The sequence below is a fragment of the Burkholderia sp. FERM BP-3421 genome (assembly GCF_028657905.1).
GTDB lineage: Bacteria > Pseudomonadota > Gammaproteobacteria > Burkholderiales > Burkholderiaceae > Burkholderia.
Window position 1 is genome coordinate 3,767,158 of record NZ_CP117782.1, and the last position, 15,560, is coordinate 3,782,717.

The 15,560-nt window shown below is 69.3% G+C and carries 12 protein-coding genes; 9 read left to right on the plus strand and 3 right to left on the minus strand.

Features of this window, described 5'->3' with window-relative positions:
• Positions 1-26 precede the first annotated feature (26 nt).
• Positions 27-2,816, plus strand: a complete 2,790-nt coding sequence (gene glnE, locus Bsp3421_RS33250; RefSeq protein ID WP_274001276.1) for a bifunctional [glutamate--ammonia ligase]-adenylyl-L-tyrosine phosphorylase/[glutamate--ammonia-ligase] adenylyltransferase — start codon at positions 27-29, stop codon at positions 2,814-2,816.
• A gap of 145 nt (positions 2,817-2,961) precedes the next feature.
• Positions 2,962-5,208 (plus strand): carbohydrate-binding protein, encoded by a 2,247-nt coding sequence (locus Bsp3421_RS33255; protein WP_274001279.1) that lies wholly within the window; start codon positions 2,962-2,964, stop codon positions 5,206-5,208.
• A gap of 162 nt (positions 5,209-5,370) precedes the next feature.
• Here the strand turns inward: Bsp3421_RS33255 and recN are convergent, their stop codons facing one another.
• Complete coding sequence (gene recN, locus Bsp3421_RS33260) at positions 5,371-7,020, minus strand: DNA repair protein RecN (protein WP_274001280.1); 1,650 nt, start codon at positions 7,018-7,020, stop codon at positions 5,371-5,373.
• A gap of 23 nt (positions 7,021-7,043) precedes the next feature.
• Positions 7,044-7,946: an NAD kinase gene (locus Bsp3421_RS33265; protein ID WP_274001281.1), complete on the minus strand. Its 903-nt coding sequence runs from the start codon at positions 7,944-7,946 to the stop codon at positions 7,044-7,046.
• Positions 7,947-8,062: 116 nt separating this feature from the next.
• On the opposite strand from Bsp3421_RS33265, the gene hrcA reads away from it, so the two are divergent.
• The 3 genes from hrcA to Bsp3421_RS33280 all read left to right on the plus strand — a co-directional run bounded on the left by hrcA (position 8,063) and on the right by Bsp3421_RS33280 (position 10,623).
• Complete coding sequence (hrcA, locus tag Bsp3421_RS33270; protein WP_274001284.1) at positions 8,063-9,073, plus strand: heat-inducible transcriptional repressor HrcA; 1,011 nt, start codon at positions 8,063-8,065, stop codon at positions 9,071-9,073.
• A gap of 70 nt (positions 9,074-9,143) precedes the next feature.
• Positions 9,144-10,211: a ferrochelatase gene (hemH, locus tag Bsp3421_RS33275; protein WP_274001286.1), complete on the plus strand. Its 1,068-nt coding sequence runs from the start codon at positions 9,144-9,146 to the stop codon at positions 10,209-10,211.
• A 4-nt stretch (positions 10,212-10,215) separates the two neighbouring features.
• Positions 10,216-10,623 (plus strand): RNA-binding S4 domain-containing protein, encoded by a 408-nt coding sequence (locus Bsp3421_RS33280; RefSeq protein WP_274001288.1) that lies wholly within the window; start codon positions 10,216-10,218, stop codon positions 10,621-10,623.
• Here Bsp3421_RS33280 and Bsp3421_RS33285 read toward each other — a convergent pair.
• Entirely contained in the window at positions 10,595-10,756 is a 162-nt protein-coding gene (locus tag Bsp3421_RS33285; protein WP_274001289.1) for a hypothetical protein, read from the minus strand. The two genes, Bsp3421_RS33280 and Bsp3421_RS33285, sit on opposite strands and share 29 nt — an antisense overlap.
• 367 nt (positions 10,757-11,123) lie before the next feature.
• Between Bsp3421_RS33285 and grpE the strand changes: the two genes are divergently transcribed.
• From grpE to dnaJ, 4 genes are all read left to right on the plus strand, one after another.
• A complete protein-coding gene (grpE, locus tag Bsp3421_RS33290) occupies positions 11,124-11,675 on the plus strand; it encodes a nucleotide exchange factor GrpE (protein ID WP_274001291.1) in 552 nt (183 codons plus the stop codon).
• An 11-nt stretch (positions 11,676-11,686) separates the two neighbouring features.
• Entirely contained in the window at positions 11,687-12,079 is a 393-nt protein-coding gene (locus tag Bsp3421_RS33295; protein ID WP_274001292.1) for a thioredoxin domain-containing protein, read from the plus strand.
• A gap of 143 nt (positions 12,080-12,222) precedes the next feature.
• Positions 12,223-14,178 (plus strand): molecular chaperone DnaK, encoded by a 1,956-nt coding sequence (dnaK, locus tag Bsp3421_RS33300; protein ID WP_274001295.1) that lies wholly within the window; start codon positions 12,223-12,225, stop codon positions 14,176-14,178.
• A 243-nt stretch (positions 14,179-14,421) separates the two neighbouring features.
• Positions 14,422-15,558 (plus strand): molecular chaperone DnaJ, encoded by a 1,137-nt coding sequence (gene dnaJ, locus Bsp3421_RS33305; RefSeq protein ID WP_274001298.1) that lies wholly within the window; start codon positions 14,422-14,424, stop codon positions 15,556-15,558.
• Positions 15,559-15,560: the final 2 nt, after the last annotated feature.

Sequence of the window (15,560 nt, forward strand, 5' to 3'; positions counted from 1 at the left end):
CCCCTTCCCATTGCGCAGCGCTTGCCATGACCGACGCTTCCCCGCTCCTCAGCACGTCCTATTCCCACTACCTCGCGCGCGCGGTGGCCGCGCGCCCGGCGCTGGCCGGGCAGATCGCCGCCTGGGCGGACGCGCCCGTCACGCGTGCGCGGCTCGATGCGCGCCTGTCGGCGCTGCTCGAGGCCGCCGCGTCCGGGGCCGCCGCGCCGTCCGAGGACGCGCTCAAGCGGGCGCTGCGGCAGCTGCGCGCCGAGGCCTTCGGCGCGGTCGCGGAGCGCGATCTCGCGGGCCGCGCCGACGTCGCGGAGGTCACGGGCACGATGACCGATCTGGCCGAGCTGGCCGTGCAGCGCGCGCTCGCGCTGCTGTCGGCCGACCTGGAGGCGCTCTACGGCGAGCCGCGCGGCCCGTCCGGCGAGCGGCTCGCGCTCGGCGTGGTCGGCATGGGCAAGCTGGGCGGCCGCGAACTCAACGTGTCGTCCGACATCGACCTGATCTTCGTCTACGAGGACGACGGCGATACCGCGGGCGGCAGCCGCGCGGCGATCACCAACCAGGAATTCTTCACGCGGCTCGGCAAGCGCCTGATCGGCGTGCTGTCGGAGGTGACGGGCGACGGCTATGTGTTTCGCGTCGATATGCGGCTGCGCCCGAACGGCGATTCGGGGCCGCTCGTCTGCAGCCTCGGGATGCTCGAGGAATACTTCTACGTGCAGGGCCGCGAGTGGGAGCGCTATGCGTGGATCAAGGGGCGGCTCGTGTCCGAGCCCGACAGCGAGGCGGCGGGCCGGCTCGCGAAGCAGCTCGACGCGCTCGTCAAGCCGTTCGTCTACCGGCGCTACCTCGATTTCGGCGTGATCGGGGCGATCCGCGCGCTGCACCTGCAGATCCGCCAGGAGGCGCAGCGCCGCGCGATGATGCGGCCGGACAAGGCCGACGACATCAAGCTCGGGCGCGGCGGGATCCGCGAGATCGAGTTCAGCGCGCAGGTGTTCCAGCTGATCCGGGGCGGCCAGGACGCCGGGTTCCGGATCCGGCCGACGCTCGCGGTGCTCGCGCACGCGCAGGCGGGCGGGTTGATCGCGGACGAGGTCCGGGCCGGGCTGGCCGACGCCTATCGCTTCCTGCGCGTGCTGGAGCACCGCCTGCAGTACCGCAACGACGCGCAGACCCACGCGATGCCGGTGGATCCGGTCGAGCGCGCGGCGCTCGCGGCGTCGCTCGGCTACGCCGACTACGCGGCGCTGCTGGCCGAGCTGGACCGGCATCGCGGCTTCGTCGAGGCGCAGTTCGACCAGATCTTCGCGGACAAGGAAGGCGCCGAGCCGGGCTGCGGCGCGGCGGACGACGGCGCGGCGGCCTGGATCTGGAGCAGCGCGCTGGCCGACGACGGCGCGGACGACGCGCTGGCCGCGCGGCTCGCGGGCCTCGGCTTCGCCGATCCGGCTGCGATGCGCGCGCGGCTGCGCGCGATCTGGCAGTCGTCGCGCTACGGCGGGCTGCCGGAGAAGAGCCGGCAGCGCTTCGACCGGGTCGCGCAGCGCGCGCTCGAGGCGGCGCCGACGCTCGACGCCGCGCAGCGCGACGAGACCATCGCGCGCTGTTTCGACCTGCTGGAGACGGTGAGCCGCCGCGGCGTGTACCTCGCGCTGCTGACCGAGTACCCGGCCGCGCTCGAACGGGTGCTGTCGGTGCTCGGCGCGACCCGCTGGGGCGGCGGCTACCTGATCCGCCATCCGCAGCTGCTCGACGAGCTGCTCGACGACGAGGCGATCGCGAGCCCGTTCGACTGGCCCGCGTTCAAGGCGGGGCTGCGCGCGCGGCTCGCGGCGGCGGACGGCGCGGAGCAGCAGATGGACCTGCTGCGCCACGCGCAGCACGCGGAGGTGTTCCGGATCCTGCTGATCGACCTGGCGGGCACGCTGTCGGTCGAGCATGTGAGCGACCGGCTCTCGGAGCTGGCCGACGCGGTGCTCGACGTGACGATCGAGGTCGTGTGGTCGCAGCTCGCGAAGCGGCACCGCGACACGCCGTGCTTCGCGGCGATCGCGTACGGCAAGCTCGGTGGCAAGGAGCTGGGCTATGCGTCCGATCTCGACCTGATCTTCCTGTACGACGATCCCGACGAACGCGCGGCCGATGTCTACACGACTTTCACGCGGCGCCTGATCACCTGGCTCACGACCGCGACCGGCGCGGGCGCGCTGTTCGACCTCGACCTCCGGCTGCGGCCGAACGGCGAGGCGGGGCTGCTCGTCACCGATCTCGACGCGTTCCGCCGCTATCAGCTGCGGGAGGGCGACGCGGCGAACACGGCCTGGGTCTGGGAGCATCAGGCGCTGACGCGGGCGCGCTACAGCGCGGGCGACGTGCGGATCGGCGAGGCGTTCGAGGCAATCCGCGTGCAGGTGCTGGCCACGCCGCGCGACGCGGCGCTGCTTGCCCCGGAAATCGTCGGGATGCGCGACAAGGTGTTCGCCGGCCATCCGAACCACACGGCGCTGTTCGATCTCAAGCACGATCGCGGCGGAATGGTCGACATCGAATTCCTGGTTCAGTACTGGGTGCTGCTGCACGCGCCGCATCACCCGGCGCTGATCCGCAACACCGGCAACATCGCGCTGCTGCGCGAGGTCGCGCGGCTCGGGCCCGTGAGCGACGCGGAGGCCGAGACGGTCGGCGCCGCGTATCGCACCTACCGGCGCTTGCAGCATCGGGCGCGTCTCGATGGGATGGAGAAGGCGCGCGTCGAGCCTGGGCGGATCGAGGCCGAGCGCGCGGCGGTCAGCGCGCTATGGGCGCGGGTGTTCGGCTGAGCGGGACGGGCGGGGGCCTGGACCGGACGCCCGCCGCGTATTGAGAATCGATTGAGATTGTTTGAACGGAACCGCGCGTCTCGCAAGAATGCGGGCATCCGTTCACCAGGCGTCGCTGTGCGCCGCAACCGATCTCGAGCCCATCTTGACGTCCACCCGACACTCGCTTTCCACGACCGCGCTGGCTGCCGCCGTCATGGGACTGTTCTCCCTGGCCGCGCCGGCGGCGTCCCAAGCAGCGCCGACTCCTCTCAAGAATGTTCTGCACGGCAATGACCGGTGCCTCGCGTGGCAGCCGGGTGGCGAAACGGTGACGTTTGCCGCGTGCGACGGCGGCGCGGCGCAGGACTGGGTGTTCCAGAAGCAGAATGACGGCACGCATCTGATCCGTAACCGGGCGGCCATCGAGCAGGGCGCGGAGCGCTGCCTGCGCACGCACCCGGACGGCAGTACCGGCCGCGTGGCGCTGGGGACCTGCAAGGGAGACGGCTATACCTCGATGCGCAGCTGGCGCGTCAACGCCGGCCTCGGCGACCAGCTCGCGTTGAGCAACAAGTATCGCGCCGACGCCGGCCGCACCGAGTTGCTGAGCGCCTCGACCGATGCGCCCGGGGTGACGATGCGCGCCGATGCGGGGGGCACGGCTGCCGCCACCTTCACCTATCCGCTGCCGCTGCCCCTGCCCGATCGGCCGTATGCCGGCGACAAGTCGGCCCTGCTGCTGGTGGCGCATTTCTCGGATTCGAAGCCGGCCGACGCCGAGACGGTGCGCAAGGCCGTATTCGGCGACGGCGACGAGTATGCGTCGCTGCGCCGCTATCTCGAGGTGGCGTCGCACGGCAAGCTCAGGCTGCGCGGCGAGACACTCGACAGTGTCGATCTCGGCAAGCGGCCCGCGACCTGCGATTCGAGTGCGATTCTGGCCGCCGCGCGCGACGCGGCCCGCATCCGCGGCGTGAACCCGGACAAGTTCGACCATCTGTTCGTCGACCTGCCGAAGATGAGCAATTGCGGCTGGGCGGGGCTCGCGGCGACGCCGGGCAACTGGATCCTGTCGAACAACAGCGGCTCCGGTTACTGGATGTGGACGCACGAGTTCGGGCATAACCTCGGCGCGAACCACCCGGTTTCGCTGATCGACTGCCCGACGCCGGGCGGCACGGTCGAGGTCGGCGCCGCATGTCGCGTGGGCAAGGTCGATGACCCGTCCGATACGATGGGCGGCGGCGGCCGGCGCTTGTATCCGGGCAGCTACCAGTTGTTCACCGGTTGGCTCGGGGCGAACGACGTGCCGGAGATTCGCGATGCCGGTGCGTATACGCTTGCGCCGTTGTTCGGCGACCGGCCGGGCGCGCGCGGTTACCGGATCAAGCGTAGCGACGGCACGCTGCTGTGGCTCGAGTTCCGCCAGCCGCTGCGGGGTTTCGACGACTGGAAGGCGAACGATCCGTTCGTCAACGGTGTGATCGTGCGGATCGTCGAGCACAAGAGCGGCAAGGTGCTCAACACGCTGGTCGACGCGACACCGGGCAGCGCCAACGGAATGAAGGACGCACCGCTGATGCCGGGCCACTCGTTGCACGATACGCTGTCGGGCAAGATCATCACGGTGAGCTCGCTCGGACCGGATGGCGCTGTGGTGGAGGTGAGGAACGATGGCTTGTTGCTGCCGGAGGCGTCGATCACGGGCCCGCAGCAGGCCGATGCGAACGCGACGGTCACGCTGTCCGGCGCGGCGTCGGTGGGCGAGCGGCTGCAATACCAATGGCGCGCGCCGGTGGGCATCACGCTGAAGCCGGCTGGCAGCAGCGCGAGCTTCGTCGCGCCGGCGGCCGACAAGGAGCGCGACTACGCGTTCGGATTGACCGTGACCAATGACAAGGGCTATGCGGCCAACGCGACACATGTGGTCAAGGTGAAGGCGCAGGAGACGGTCGCGCCGCCGCGCGCGGCGATCAGCGGGCCGGCGAACGCCGCGGGCGGCGAGCGTGTGACGCTGTCGGGCGCGCAGTCGACCGGCAAGGGGCTGGGCTATGCATGGACCAGCCTGTCGGGCGTCGCGCTGACGCAGAACGGCGCAAACGCGAGCTTTGTCGCGCCGAAGGCCGAGGTCGAGCGCAACCACGATTTCCGCCTGACGGTGACCGATGAGCTGAACCGCAAGTCGGAAGCGGTACACCGCGTGACGGTGCGGGCCGATGCCGGGCAGGCCGTGCCCGCGTGGGAGGCGAAGCGGACCTACGCGACGCCGTGCGAGAAGGTTGCGTATGGCGGCAAGACCTGGATGAACGGCTGGTGGGTGCTCGGCGACGTGCCTGGCCAGGGCGGCGAATGGGGCCCATGGCGTGAGTTGGGCGTGGCCAACATGCACGGGCAATGCAAGGGTAAGTAAGGATGCGCTGAAGACGCGACGCGACGGGGCGGCCGGGCGCGCCGGCCGCGTCGCAGCGGGGCGCCTGGATTGGGTATGGCCGGTCGGTTGCGCGGGTAGTGGCGGTGCGGCTGGTCACAGGCACGGCCGGTCGGAAACACGGCCCGTGTCGCGGGCCCATCCTCAGGCGGCGAGCATTTCCTTCGCGTGCTTGCGCGTGGTCGCGGTGATCTCCAGGCCGCCCAGCATCCGCGCGATTTCCTCGATCCGGTTCGCCTTGTCGAGCGGCACGACGGTCGACACGGTGCCGCCGTTCGCGTCCGCACCCTTCGCGACCTGATGGTGCTGGTCGCCGCGCGCGGCCACTTGCGGCAGGTGGGTCACGCACAGCACCTGGCGGATCTGGCCGAGCTGGTGCAGCAGGCGGCCGACCACTTCGGCGACGCCGCCGCCGATGCCGGTGTCCACTTCGTCGAAGATCAGGGTCGGCGTCGGGCTGGCCGCGCTCGCGATCACCGCGAGCGCGAGGCTGATCCGCGCCAGCTCCCCGCCCGAGGCGACCTTCGCGAGCGGCCGCAGCGGCACGCCCGAGTGGCCGGCGACGCGGAACTCGACCTGTTCGAGCCCGTGCGCGCCGCCGTCCGCGAGCGGCACGAGCGCGACCTCGAAGCTGCCGCCCGCCATCGACAACTCCTGCATGCCGGTGGTGACGGCCGCGCCGAGCGCCTTCGCGGCCTGCGCGCGCGCCTTCGACAGCCGTTTCGCATCGACCAGGTAGGCGTCGTGCGCTTTCGCGGCGACGGCCTCGAGCGCGCCGAGGTCGGCGGCCGCGTCGAGCGCGGCGAGCTGCGCGCGGCGCGCGGCGTGCTCGGCGTGCAGCGTGTCGGGCGGCAGGCGGAACTTGCGCGCCGTCGAATGCAGCGCGTCGAGGCGGGTCTCGACCTGGGCGAGCCGGTCGGGATCGAGGTCGAGCCGCTGCGCGTAGTGCGACAGCGAATACGCGGCTTCCTGCAGCTGGATCTCCGCCGGTTCGAGCGAGGCGAGCGCGTCGTGCAGCGCGGCGTCGTATTCGGCGAGCCCGCGCAGCTTCGAGACGATCGCGCCGAGCTGGGTCAGCATCGCGTCGTCCGACTCGGACAGCGCGCCGAGCGCCGCCTGCACGCCGTCGATCAGGTTCGCCGAGTGCGACAGGCGGCGATGCTCGGCGCCGATCTCCTCCCATTCGCCGGGCTGCGGCGCGAGCTTGTCGAGCTCGGCGAGCTGCCATGCGAGCTTCTCGCGTTCGAGCTGGCGCTCGCGCTCGTGCGCGCGCGCGGCGTCGATCGCCTGGGTCGCGTCGCGCCACACGCGCCAGCCGCGCGCGACGGCGGCCGCATCGGCGACGAGGCCCGCGTGCGTGTCGAACAGCTCGCGCTGCGCTTCCGGCCGCATCAGCAACTGGTGCGCGTGCTGGCCGTGGATGTCGACCAGCATCTCGCCGACCTCGCGCAGTTGGGCGAGGGTCGCGCTGGTGCCGTTGATGAAGGCGCGCGAGCGGCCGTTCGCGTCGACCACGCGGCGCAGCATCACGACGTCGTCGGCGACGAACGCATGCTCGTCGAGCCAGCGCACGACCCGGTCGTGCGGGGTGAATTCGGCGCTGATGTCGGCGCGCGTGCAGCCCGTCCGCACGACGCTCGCGTCGGCGCGTTCGCCGAGCGCGAGCGCGAGCGCGTCGATCAGGATCGATTTGCCCGCGCCGGTCTCGCCGGAGAAGACGGTGAAACCGCGCTCGAATTCGAGGTCGAGCGCGGCGACGATGACGAAGTCGCGGATCGAGAGATGACGAAGCATGAGGGGCTGTGCGGGAGAAGGCGTCAGGACGCCGGGTCGTCGTCGAGCGACGGATGTTCGTTCCAGTGCAGCTTCTTGCGCAGCGTCGCGTAGTAGCTGTAGCCGACCGGATGCAGGAACGGCACGGTGTGCTTCGAGCGGCGCACCTCGATCGAGTCGTTCAGCTCGAGCGCGGTGAACGACTGCATGTCGAAGTTCACGTTCACGTCGCGCCCGCCGATGATCTGGATCCGCACCCGGGAGTCGTCGGGCAGCACGATCGGCCGGTTCGACAGCGCGTGGGGCGCGATCGGCACGAGCACGATGCCCTGCAGCTGCGGATGCAGGATCGGGCCGGACGAGGACAGCGCGTAGGCGGTCGAGCCGGTCGGCGTGGCGACGATCAGGCCGTCGGAGCGCTGGTTGTACATGAAGCGGCCGTCGACCGACACGCGCAGCTCCGCCATCCCGGAGAAGCCGCTGCGGTTGACGACCACGTCGTTGAAGGCGAGCGCGTGGTAGATCGGCTCGCCGTCGCGCATGATGCGGGCCTCCAGCAGCGTGCGCTCCTCGCGCTCGAAGCTGCCGGTCAGCATCATCGGCACCAGCTCCTGCATGTCCGACGCGGAAATGTCGGTGATGAAGCCCAGCCGGCCGTGGTTGATGCCGATCAACGGGGTCTTGTAAGGTGCGAGCTGGCGGCAGATGCCGAGCATCGTGCCGTCGCCGCCCAGCACCACCGCCACGTCGGCGCGCGCGCCGATCTCGGCCGGGGTGAGGGCCGGGTAGCCGGTGATACCGGTTCCGTGCGCGGTGTCGGCCTCGAACACGACCTCGAAGCCGCGCTTCGCGATGCAGGCGGCGAGCGCGGCGAGCGGCTCGACGATGCCGGGCGTGTTGCTGCGCCCCACGAGCGCGACGGTATGGAACTGATTGCCGGTTTTCATGCCGGCATTACACCATAGCTCGATGACGAAAAGAACCGCTCGGCGCGCCGGCGCGCCGTTCGGCCGGGTTGCGCCGCGCTCGCGGCCGAGGCCGGGTTGCGCTAGAATTTTTCCCCATGCTAGATCCCCGCGCACGAACTCTCCTCAAGACGCTGATCGAACGGTATATCGCCGACGGTCAGCCGGTCGGCTCGCGCACGCTGTCGCGGCATTCAGGGCTGGAACTGAGCCCGGCCACGATCCGCAACGTGATGTCGGACCTGGAGGAGCTGGGGCTGGTCTCGAGCCCGCATACGTCGGCCGGCCGCGTGCCGACGCCGCGCGGCTACCGGCTGTTCGTCGACACCATGCTGACGGTCGAGGCGCCGGACGCGGTCACCCGGCTCGTGCAGGCCACGCTGCAGGCGGGCGAGCCGCAGAAGGTGGTGGCGGCCGCGGCGGGCGTGCTGTCGAGCCTGTCGCAGTTCGCCGGGGTCGTGCTGACCCCGCGCCGCAGCCACGTGTTCAAGCAGGTCGAGTTCATGCGGCTGTCGGACAAGCGGATCCTGCTCATCATCGTCACGCCGGAAGGCGACGTGCAGAACCGCATGATGGCGACCCAGCGCGACTACTCGCCGGCCCAGCTGACCGAGGCGTCGAACTACATCAACGCGCATTTCGCGGGTTTGTCGTTCGACGAGGTGCGGCGCCGGCTGCGCGAGGAGATCGACCAGCTGCGCGGCGACATGACCGCGCTGATGCACGCGGCCGTCACCGCGAGCACCGAGGTGCCGGACGAAGAGGATACGGTGCTGATTTCCGGCGAGCGCAACCTGCTGGAAGTGGCCGACCTGTCGTCCGACATGGCGCGGCTGCGCAAGCTGTTCGACGTGTTCGACCAGAAGACGAGCCTCCTGCAACTGCTCGACGTGTCGAGCCACGCGCAGGGGGTGCAGATCTTCATCGGCGGCGAATCGACGCTGGTGCCGATCGAGGAGATGAGCGTCGTGACGGCGCCGTACGAGGTCAACGGCACGATCGTCGGCACGCTCGGCGTGATCGGGCCGACCCGGATGGCCTACAACCGGGTGATTCCGATCGTCGACATCACCGCGCGGCTCCTGTCGCTGACCCTGAGCCAGCAGTAGCCGGGCGCCCGCCCGAGCCGGCCCGCTATAATGTGTTTCGTTCGATTTGGTGCTCCGGCACGTCCTGCCCATGCGTTTTGATCTCGAACCGCCGTCGCACGCCGCGGCGGCCCATCGCGTCGCGGTGCTGCTGATCAACCTCGGTACGCCCGACGAGCCGACGCCCCGCGCGGTGCGCCGCTACCTCGCCCAGTTCCTGTCCGACCCGCGCGTGGTCGAGATTCCCCGGGCCGTCTGGCAGGTGATCCTGCGCACGCTGGTGCTGCCGCTGCGCGGCCGCGCGTCGGCGAAGAAATATGCGTCCGTCTGGCTGCCCGAGGGCTCGCCGCTGCGCGTCCATACCGAGCGCCAGGTCGAGGGCCTGCGGCCGCTGTTCGCCGCGAACGGCTATCAGGTGCTGGTCGACTACGCGATGCGCTACGGCACCCCCTCGATCGGCACGGTGCTGTCGCAGCTGCGCCGCGCGGGCGCCGAGCGCGTGCTGCTGCTGCCCCTGTACCCGCAGTATTCGGCCTCGACCACCGCCACCGCGTTCGACGACGCGTTCGTCGCGCTGCGCCGCATGCGCAACCAGCCCGAGGTGCGCACGGTGCGCCACTACGCGGACCATCCGGCCTATATCCACGCGCTGGCCGAGCAGGTGCGCCACTACTGGGACGCGCACGGCCGCCCCGATTTCGCCGCCGGCGACAAGCTCGTGCTGAGCTTCCACGGCGTGCCGAAGCGCACGCTCGACCTCGGCGATCCCTATCACGACCAGTGCCAGCAGACGGCCGCGCTGCTGATCACGGCGCTCGGGCTCACCACGCTCGAATGCCGGGTCACGTTCCAGTCGCGCTTCGGCAAGGCGGAATGGCTGCAGCCCTATACGGAGCCGACGCTGCGCGAGCTGGGCGAGGCCGGGGTGCGCCGCGCGGACGTGTTCTGCCCGGGCTTCACCGCCGATTGCCTGGAGACGATCGAGGAGATCGGCATGGAGGTGCGCGACGCGTTCCTCGGCGCGGGCGGCAAGGCGTTCCACCGGATCCCGTGCCTGAACGCGTCGCCCGCGTGGATCGCGGCGCTCGGCGAGATCGCGGCGGAAAACCTGCAAGGCTGGCCGGTGCGGCCGGTCGCGCACACCGAGGCGATGGCCTGACGCGATGAACTACCGGATCTCGACCGAACCCGGCGCGCGGCTGCGCATCGACAAGTGGCTGTGGGCCGCGCGTTTCTTCAAGACCCGCTCGCTCGCGGCCGACGCGGTCGACAAGGGGCGGGTGCGGATCGGCGGGGCGGCCGTCAAGCCGTCGAAGGAAGTGCGGGTCGGCGACCAGGTGGAGATCGCGATCGAAAGCGTGGTCTGGCAGGTCGACGTGCTCGGGGTGTGCGACACGCGCGGGCCGGCGAGCGTCGCCCAGCAGCTCTACGCGGAAACCGCGGCGGGCCGCGAGCGCAGGCTCGCCGAGCAGGAGCGCCGCCGGAACTTCCGGGAACCCGCGGCGGAACTGCACGGGCGGCCGACCAAGCGCGACCGGCGGATCATCGACAAACTTTCGGGTGAGCGCTGAACATCTGGTCGAAGGTGGCGCGCGCGCTGCCGTATTCGGTGGTGCGCTCGGTCACGGCGCCGGACAGGCAGATGGTCGTGGTGCCCGCAATGAGTACCAGGGCGACCATCGAGATGGCAAAGGTCAGTTTCACGGTACTCCCCTCGAGAAGACGGGTGAAAACGCGGCCACGGGATCGATGTCAGGCATTCGTCAGGGCAGGGCATCCCTGCTCTTCAGGCTGCCTGACTGGAGTGTAGTGCAGGGGCCCGCCCGGCTGCTAGAGGCGGCCGCGTAAGGGTTGTTACCGCGGGTTTCCGCCCGCCGCACGGGCGTTCGGTCGCGCACCGGCGCGGTGACGGGCTGCCGGGAAACGGTGCGTCGCGCGGACAAAGACCCTCTTGAAATTGTTGTCTTGGGCCCCATTTGCACTATCGTTGTGCGGCCTCCGGCCGGCGTGGCTCGAACCGCGCGGCGGGACGCCGTTTTGGCTTTAACCTCTAACACGACTTTTCAGCGACATGGAAAACACGCAAGAGAACCCGGCTGGCCAGACGGCCGACGAAACCGGCCGCGACCCGGCCGCCGCCGAGGCCGCCCAGGCCGCCGACGCCGCGCCCGCTGCCGAAGCCGCGCTCGCCGAGGCCCAAGCCAAGATCGTCGAGCTGCAGGAAGGCTTCCTGCGCGCGAAGGCCGAGACCGAGAACGTGCGCCGCCGTGCGCAGGACGACGTGTCGAAGGCGCACAAGTTCGCGATCGAGAGCTTCGCGGAGAACCTGCTGCCCGTGCTCGACAGCCTCGAAGCCGCGCTCGGCGACACCTCGGGCGACCTCACGAAGGTGCGCGAGGGCGTCGACCTGACGCTGCGCCAGCTCCAGAGCGCGCTCGAGAAGGGCCGCGTGACGGCGATCAACCCGGTCGGCGCGAAGTTCGATCCGCACCAGCACCAGGCGATCTCGATGGTGCCGGCCGAGCAGGAGCCGAATACCGTCGTCGCAGTGTTGCAAAAAGGCTACACGATTGCCGACCGCGTACTGCGTCCGGCACTCGTGACCGTCGCCCAGCCGAAGTAAGCGCGGACGCAATGGCGGGCGTGGACGTCGACGCGACGGCATTTGCGGTGTTCGGCATGGCGCCGCTCGACGCCGCGAACTTCGACGCCGGCCTCGCCGCCGCGGGCGATGCGCTCGCGGTCGTGTTTTTCTGGGGCGTCGACTGCTTCAACTGCGAGATCGCCAAGAAAGCGATGCTCGCGCAGCCCGACGCGATCCGCGCGCTCGACCTTAAATGGTTCCAGAGCAATGTCTACGAACACCGCGAGCTGGCGCGCCGCTTCGTGCTGCACGGCGTGCCGACCTGGTTCTTCTTCCATCGCGGCAAGCGGCTCGGGCGGGCCACCGGCTGGCACGGGCTCGCGCAGTTCGAGGCCGCGACGGCCGCGGCGCGGGCGAAGGTCGCGGCCGCGGGCGGCGATTGAAAAAATAAATAGCCGCATCGGTTTCAGGGTCTTGAAAACGGCGCGGCAGCACTTATTTCGAGTGCAGAGTTGAATTTGGCGTGGGGAATCGGGTAAAAAGGCCGGTTTTCCGCAGCGATCAAGATTTCTGGAGATTGAAGAAAATGGGAAAGATCATCGGTATTGACCTCGGCACCACGAATTCGTGCGTGGCCGTGATGGAAGGCAACCAAGTCAAGGTCATCGAGAACTCGGAAGGCGCGCGCACCACGCCGTCGATCATCGCCTACATGGACGACAACGAAGTCCTGGTCGGCGCGCCCGCCAAGCGTCAGTCGGTGACCAACCCGCGCAACACGCTGTTCGCGGTCAAGCGCCTGATCGGCCGCCGCTTCGAAGAGAAGGAAGTGCAGAAGGACATCGGCCTGATGCCCTACGCGATCATCAAGGCCGACAACGGCGACGCATGGGTCGAGGCGCACGGCGACAAGCTCGCGCCGCCGCAGGTGTCGGCCGAAGTGCTGCGCAAGATGAAGAAGACGGCCGAGGACTACCTCGGCGAGCCGGTCACGGAAGCCGTGATCACGGTGCCCGCGTACTTCAACGACAGCCAGCGCCAGGCGACCAAGGACGCCGGCCGCATCGCGGGCCTCGAAGTGAAGCGGATCATCAACGAGCCGACCGCGGCCGCGCTCGCGTTCGGCCTCGACAAGGCCGAGAAGGGCGACCGCAAGATCGCCGTGTATGACCTCGGCGGCGGCACCTTCGACGTGTCGATCATCGAGATCGCGGACGTCGACGGTGAAATGCAGTTCGAAGTGCTGTCGACCAACGGCGACACCTTCCTCGGCGGCGAAGACTTCGACCAGCGCATCATCGATTACATCATCGGCGAGTTCAAGAAGGAGCAGGGCGTCGACCTGTCGAAGGACGTGCTCGCGCTGCAACGCCTGAAGGAAGCGGCCGAGAAGGCGAAGATCGAGCTGTCGTCGGGCCAGCAGACCGAAATCAACCTGCCGTACATCACGGCCGACGCATCGGGTCCGAAGCACTTGAACCTGAAGATCACGCGCGCCAAGCTGGAAGCGCTGGTCGAGGAGCTGGTCGAGCGCACCATCGAGCCGTGCCGCATCGCGATCAAGGACGCGGGCGTCAAGGTCTCGGACATCGACGACGTGATCCTGGTCGGCGGCCAGACCCGCATGCCGAAGGTCCTGGAGAAGGTGAAGGAGTTCTTCGGCAAGGATCCGCGCCGTGACGTGAACCCGGACGAGGCCGTCGCCGTCGGCGCGGCGATCCAGGGCCAGGTGCTGTCGGGCGACCGCAAGGACGTGCTGCTGCTCGACGTGACCCCGCTGTCGCTCGGCATCGAGACGCTCGGCGGCGTGATGACGAAGATGATCAACAAGAACACCACGATCCCGACCAAGCACGCGCAGGTGTACTCGACCGCGGACGACAACCAGGGCGCGGTGACGATCAAGGTGTTCCAGGGCGAGCGCGAGATGGCGGCGGGCAACAAGCTGCTCGGCGAATTCAACCTGGAAGGCATCCCGCCGGCGCCGCGCGGCGTGCCGCAGATCGAAGTGACCTTCGACATCGACGCGAACGGCATCCTGCACGTCGGCGCGAAGGACAAGGCGACCGGCAAGGAAAACAAGATCACGATCAAGGCGAACTCGGGCCTGTCCGAAGCCGAGATCGACCAGATGATCAAGGACGCGGAAGCGAACGCGGCGGAAGACCACAAGCTGCGTGAGCTGGCCGATTCGCGCAACCAGGGCGACGCGCTCGTCCACAGCACGAAGAAGGCGGTCGCCGAGTACGGCGACAAGCTGGACGCGGGCGAGAAGGACAAGATCGAGGCCGCGCTGAAGGAGCTGGAGGACGTGCTGAAGAACACGTCGGCCGACAAGGCGGCGATCGATGCGAAGATCGAGGCGCTCTCGACGGCGTCGCAGAAGCTCGGCGAGAAGATGTACGCCGACATGCAGGCGCAGCAGGCCGGCGCGGCGGGTGCGGCCGGTGCGGCCGGTGCGGCGGAAGGCGCGGCGCACGGCGGCGCGCAGCAGGCCGACGACGTGGTCGACGCGGACTTCAAGGAAGTGAAGAAGGACTAAGCCGGGTTGCAGTTGAACCGCGAGCCGCGCGCGGCGACGCGCGCGGCGCGGCTGACTCGGATCCGTCTCCGTCGCCGGAAGCACGGATCACCCCTAGCCTGGCGGGCCTCGCGGCCCTCCGGGCGCATTTGTTTTATGGCGGGCGGCGCCGGCACGACGTGTCGGCGCCGCTCAACAAGTCGCAAGACTTTACTGGAAGCGAGAGGAGCCGCCGCGCGCGTTGAGCGGCGGTATTGAACCGATATGGCGAAACGGGATTACTACGAGGTTCTGGGCGTCGCGAAGAATGCGAGCGACGACGAAATCAAGAAGGCATATCGCAAGCTCGCGATGAAGTACCACCCCGACCGCAATCCGGACAGCAAGGATGCGGAAGAGCATTTCAAGGAAGTGAAGGAAGCCTATGAAATGCTGTCGGACGGCCAGAAGCGCGCGGCGTACGATCAGTACGGCCACGCCGGCGTCGATCCGAACGTGGGCGGCGCGGGCGCGCAGGGCTTCGGTGGTTTCGCCGATGCGTTCGGCGACATCTTCGGCGACATCTTCGGCCAGGCCGCGGGCGGCGCCGCGCGCGGCGGCCGCGGCGGCCCGCAGGTGTATCGCGGCGCGGACCTGCGCTACAGCATGGAAATCACGCTGGAGCAGGCGGCGCACGGCTACGACACGCAGATCCGCGTGCCGAGCTGGGCGTCGTGCGACATCTGCCACGGCTCCGGCGCGAAGCCGGGCACCAAGCCCGAAACCTGCCCGACCTGTCACGGCCAGGGCACGGTGCGGATGTCGCAGGGTTTCTTCAGCATCCAGCAGACCTGTCCGAAGTGCCACGGCACCGGCACCTACATCCCGGAACCGTGCGTGCATTGCCACGGCTCGGGCAAGGTGAAGGAAAACAAGACGCTCGAGGTGAAGATCCCGGCGGGCATCGACGACGGCATGCGGATCCGCTCGGCCGGCAACGGCGAGCCGGGGATCAACGGCGGGCCGTCGGGCGACCTGTATGTCGAGATCCACATCAAGCCGCACGCGGTGTTCGAGCGCGACGGCGACGACCTGCACTGCCAGATGCCGATTCCGTTCACGACGGCGGCGCTCGGCGGCGAGATCGAGGTGCCGACGCTGGCGGGCCGCGCGAGCTTCACGGTGTCGGAAGGCACGCAGTCGGGCAAGACGTTCCGGCTGCGCGGCAAGGGCATCAAGGGCCTGCGTTCGAGCATCGCCGGGGACCTCTACGTGCATGTGCAGGTGGAAACGCCCGTGAAGCTCACCGAGCAGCAGCGCGACCTGCTCAAGCAGTTCGAGAAGTCGCTGGCGGAAGGCGGCGGGCGCCACAGCCCGCAGAGCAAGAGCTGGTTCGATCGCGTGAAGAGCTTCTTCGAGTGACG

What these genes read in the sequence shown, in the direction of transcription:
- glnE (WP_274001276.1), top strand. Translation starts at nt 27, where the DNA reads ATGACCGACGCTTCCCCGCTCCTCAGCACGTCCTATTCCCACTACCTC.
- recN (WP_274001280.1), bottom strand. Translation starts at nt 7,020, where the DNA reads ATGCTTCGTCATCTCTCGATCCGCGACTTCGTCATCGTCGCCGCGCTC.
- Bsp3421_RS33265 (WP_274001281.1), bottom strand. Translation starts at nt 7,946, where the DNA reads ATGAAAACCGGCAATCAGTTCCATACCGTCGCGCTCGTGGGGCGCAGC.
- hrcA (WP_274001284.1), top strand. Translation starts at nt 8,063, where the DNA reads ATGCTAGATCCCCGCGCACGAACTCTCCTCAAGACGCTGATCGAACGG.
- hemH (WP_274001286.1), top strand. Translation starts at nt 9,144, where the DNA reads ATGCGTTTTGATCTCGAACCGCCGTCGCACGCCGCGGCGGCCCATCGC.
- Bsp3421_RS33280 (WP_274001288.1), top strand. Translation starts at nt 10,216, where the DNA reads ATGAACTACCGGATCTCGACCGAACCCGGCGCGCGGCTGCGCATCGAC.
- grpE (WP_274001291.1), top strand. Translation starts at nt 11,124, where the DNA reads ATGGAAAACACGCAAGAGAACCCGGCTGGCCAGACGGCCGACGAAACC.
- Bsp3421_RS33295 (WP_274001292.1), top strand. Translation starts at nt 11,687, where the DNA reads ATGGCGGGCGTGGACGTCGACGCGACGGCATTTGCGGTGTTCGGCATG.
- dnaK (WP_274001295.1), top strand. Translation starts at nt 12,223, where the DNA reads ATGGGAAAGATCATCGGTATTGACCTCGGCACCACGAATTCGTGCGTG.
- dnaJ (WP_274001298.1), top strand. Translation starts at nt 14,422, where the DNA reads ATGGCGAAACGGGATTACTACGAGGTTCTGGGCGTCGCGAAGAATGCG.